Source organism: Dankookia sp. GCM10030260 (assembly GCF_042666655.1).
In the GTDB taxonomy this organism is placed as follows: domain Bacteria; phylum Pseudomonadota; class Alphaproteobacteria; order Acetobacterales; family Acetobacteraceae; genus Paracraurococcus.
On the sequence record NZ_JBHTDE010000062.1, the window covers coordinates 1 to 2928 of the forward strand.

Genomic DNA, 2928 nt, shown 5'->3' on the forward strand with positions numbered 1-2928 from the left:
GATCGAGATTGATGGCGACGACATCGAAGTGGTGTTCCGCGTCCCACCGCCAAGCGGCAGCGCTCCCCCGCCGCTCGGCCCCGCTGGCGGCAACGCCCCAAACTGGCAAGATTGTACAGGCGGTCGTCGAGCGCAGCATCGCCTGGCTCAACCGCTGCCGACGACTGGCCAAAGATTGGGAGTGCCTGAACCGCAGCGCGCTCGCCTTCCTCCGTTGGGCCTCCGTCCGCCTCATGCTGCGAAGGCTATGCAAAGTCACCAAATGATCCCGGATGGACTCTAAGGATAAGCGTTACGGGTCCGCAGCCCCACGCTAGCCCACGCCCACGGCTCGTTCTTCCTCCATCCGTAGGTGTTCGCGCATGAGGTCCCGGGTCTTCTCCAGCGTCACCAGCAGGCGTTCCGCCACCTCCGCGGCATGAGGGTGATTGTCGGCAATCATCTCCCGCATGAGTTCGGTCTGTCGGGCGCACCGGGCCTCGCTCTCCGCAACAAGGCGCCGCGCTATCGCAAGCCGTGTTTCAGGCTGTCCCGTGGGAGCGGTCATGCTGCGGCCCTCTCCTGCCTACCCGCGAGCTCCCGCCGGAGCAACTTCTCCACGGTGACATGCGACACGGTCAGGCCGTGCCGGTCCGGTGAGGCGACGGTCGGAGGTCTCGAGCGGCGCCTGCGGTGCAGCCGGTGCGGCAACCGGCGGGTGTTCGTCGTGCTGCAGCCCGATACGTGCCCGCCCTCAGAAGACCCTCTCGATCAAGAACATCAGCACCACGCTGCCGATCGCGCCGGCGCCAACCATCAGGATCGCGCGGCCGCTCTCGGCGTCCAGTTTGTTGAGATGCTGCGAGTTGCCGGTGTATGCCATGGTCTGCTCTCCTGCCGGGTTGCGCCCACCTTGCTGCGGGCCGGCGGGAAAACGTGGTCCTCCACGCGGTGGTTGCCGGATGGTCCGCCTGCGAGATCGTGGCGCTATGGGAGTGGTTCGCCGGCGGGCATTGTCAACTTGGCGAACTCCCTCCGAAACGGCGGTAATTTTGTGTCGTTTTTGGAGATGAAGACGCAATGACGTCCCTGAAACGCGAGGTACAGAGTGAATTGATGTTGCGAAATTCCGTTCCGCAATGCGGCGGGTTGACAATGCCTGTCGAGCGCCTCGAACATCTGGCAGCAGAAAGAAAGCTGCTTCGTCCACCATGTCTCGGCCGAGTGCAGCATTGCCCGGCTGCGGGAACTCGGCATCGCAACTGACCGCTCGATGTTCCGCCTGCGCTCCGCATCCCGACCGCGCGGGCCACGTTGGTGGACCACGGGAAATCCCGGAGGGCTGGTCTCATGGCCGACATGCACGACGACCGAAAAGTCCCGGAGATGCCCGCCGTGGACGAAGGGCGGCCGAAGGGCGGGATGCCGCAGCAACCCTTCGGCACCGGTGATGGGCCTAAGGGCGGTCATGGCATTGCCTTCGGCCATAATACCGGCGGCATGGTGCCGGGCGGCAGGCCGGCCACAGGCCTCAGCGGTGCGCCGCTCGCGGCGATGACAAGGTTGGCGGCGCTGCCGCTGGGTATGATGAAATTTGGCATGACGACCGGGTTCCGCCTGCTGGAAGCCATCGTTCCGGCCGCGCGGTCCAACCCGGTTCCGCAGTAGCCGGCATGGACATGCCAAACCTGTCTCAGGCCAGCGCGCGACCGCTACGTGCATTGGTGCTCTCGGGTGGTATGGCGCTTGGCGCTTTCGAGGCCGGCGCCTACGCCGCACTGGAGGAAGCCGGTGAGCCGGCGCCCGACATCGTGGTCGGTGCCTCGGCAGGGGCGGTGAACGCCGCGATTATCGCCGGCAATCCCCCAGGTGCCCGGACCGAGCCATTGCGGCGCTTCTGGGACCTGATGGCGACCAATCCGACGCCGGCAACCAGCTTCCTGCTCGGTCCACCACCGCCCGGCGGAGCTTGGCGCACCGCCTACAACGAGGCGAGCGCCTTGCAGACACTGCTGCTCGGCCATCCCCATCTGTTCCGCCCGCGGCTGGTCCCGGGTCCGCGCATCGGTGAGGCGCCGGCGCTGTTCGACCTGGAACCGCTGCTGGCGCGGCTGCCGGCCTTTGTCGATTTCGAGCGGCTGAACAACGGCGACTGCCGCGTCGCCCTGGTCGCCACCGATGTCGAAACTGGTGAGCGCGTGGTCTTCGACACCGCCTGCGGTGCCCAGATCGGCCCACGTCATATTGTTGCATCCAGCGCCCTTATGCCGGTCTTTGCGCCGGTGGAACTCGACGGACGGCTGCTAGCGGATGGCGGGCTGGCGTCCAATGCGCCGCTCGACTTGGTGCTGGACGCGCCACGGGACCGGCCGCTGGACTGCATCCTCATCGAGCTTTTTGCCCGTGCGGGCAGCCGGCCGCGCACCCTCGGCGCGTCGGTTGCGCGGGCCACCGATCTCAGCTTTGGCAACCAGACGGAACGCATCCTGGAAGGGCGAGTACGGGAACAACGTCTGCGGGCGCTGGTCGGACGCCTTGCGGCGCGGTTGCCGGAGCAGGTCCAGGCGGATGCCGAAATCGCATCGCTGTTGGCAGAGGCGGGACACGAACCGCCGTTGACGCTAGTGCGGATTGGCTACCGCGCCGCCCGGGTCGAGGCCGGGCCAGGGAAGCTCTTCGACTTCTCCGCCGTAACGCTCGCAGATCGCTGGACGGCGGGCGGCGAGGCGATGCAGCGGGCACTCGGCCGATTGCAGTTGCCCGCCGCGGCTACGATCCTGGCGGAGGGCTTACTGCTGCACGAGGTCGAAGCACGGTCGGAGAAGGGCTAAGGTCTGTTAGCTCCTGAGGTACATTCCTAACTGTTAGGGATGACGGAGAACCCTGGTATTCACGTTCTGAGCGACGCGCGGTGGGCGGCGTTGGAACCGCTGATCAACGAAGTCCGGC

Annotated in this window: 4 protein-coding genes and 1 pseudogene; 3 read left to right on the forward strand and 2 right to left on the reverse strand. The window is 66.4% G+C overall.

Going from position 1 to position 2928, the window contains the following annotated elements; genetic code table 11:
* Positions 1 to 266: pseudogene (locus tag ACFQS7_RS30710) on the forward strand (hypothetical protein); the annotation flags it as partial.
* Positions 267 to 313: 47 nt separating this feature from the next.
* On the opposite strand, the gene ACFQS7_RS30715 reads toward ACFQS7_RS30710, so the two are convergent.
* Together ACFQS7_RS30715 and ACFQS7_RS30720 are read right to left on the reverse strand one after the other, a co-directional pair.
* A complete protein-coding gene (locus ACFQS7_RS30715) occupies positions 314 to 547 on the reverse strand; it encodes a hypothetical protein (protein ID WP_380070946.1) in 234 nt (77 codons plus the stop codon).
* A 186-nt stretch (positions 548 to 733) separates the two neighbouring features.
* Positions 734 to 862, reverse strand: coding sequence for a hypothetical protein (locus ACFQS7_RS30720; protein WP_380070947.1), 129 nt, complete (start codon positions 860 to 862; stop codon positions 734 to 736).
* A gap of 467 nt (positions 863 to 1329) precedes the next feature.
* On the opposite strand from ACFQS7_RS30720, the gene ACFQS7_RS30725 reads away from it, so the two are divergent.
* Positions 1330 to 1647 carry a hypothetical protein gene (locus tag ACFQS7_RS30725; RefSeq protein ID WP_380070948.1) on the forward strand — a complete coding sequence of 106 codons (318 nt, stop codon included), beginning with the start codon at positions 1330 to 1332 and terminating at the stop codon, positions 1645 to 1647.
* Positions 1648 to 1652: 5 nt separating this feature from the next.
* Positions 1653 to 2810 (forward strand): patatin-like phospholipase family protein, encoded by a 1158-nt coding sequence (locus ACFQS7_RS30730; RefSeq protein WP_380070949.1) that lies wholly within the window; start codon positions 1653 to 1655, stop codon positions 2808 to 2810.
* Positions 2811 to 2928 lie beyond the last annotated feature (118 nt).

Coding starts and splice junctions, on each gene's coding strand:
- ACFQS7_RS30720 (WP_380070947.1), bottom strand. CDS start 862: ATGGCATACACCGGCAACTCGCAGCATCTCAACAAACTGGACGCCGAG.
- ACFQS7_RS30730 (WP_380070949.1), top strand. CDS start 1,653: ATGGACATGCCAAACCTGTCTCAGGCCAGCGCGCGACCGCTACGTGCA.
- ACFQS7_RS30715 (WP_380070946.1), bottom strand. CDS start 547: ATGACCGCTCCCACGGGACAGCCTGAAACACGGCTTGCGATAGCGCGG.
- ACFQS7_RS30725 (WP_380070948.1), top strand. CDS start 1,330: ATGGCCGACATGCACGACGACCGAAAAGTCCCGGAGATGCCCGCCGTG.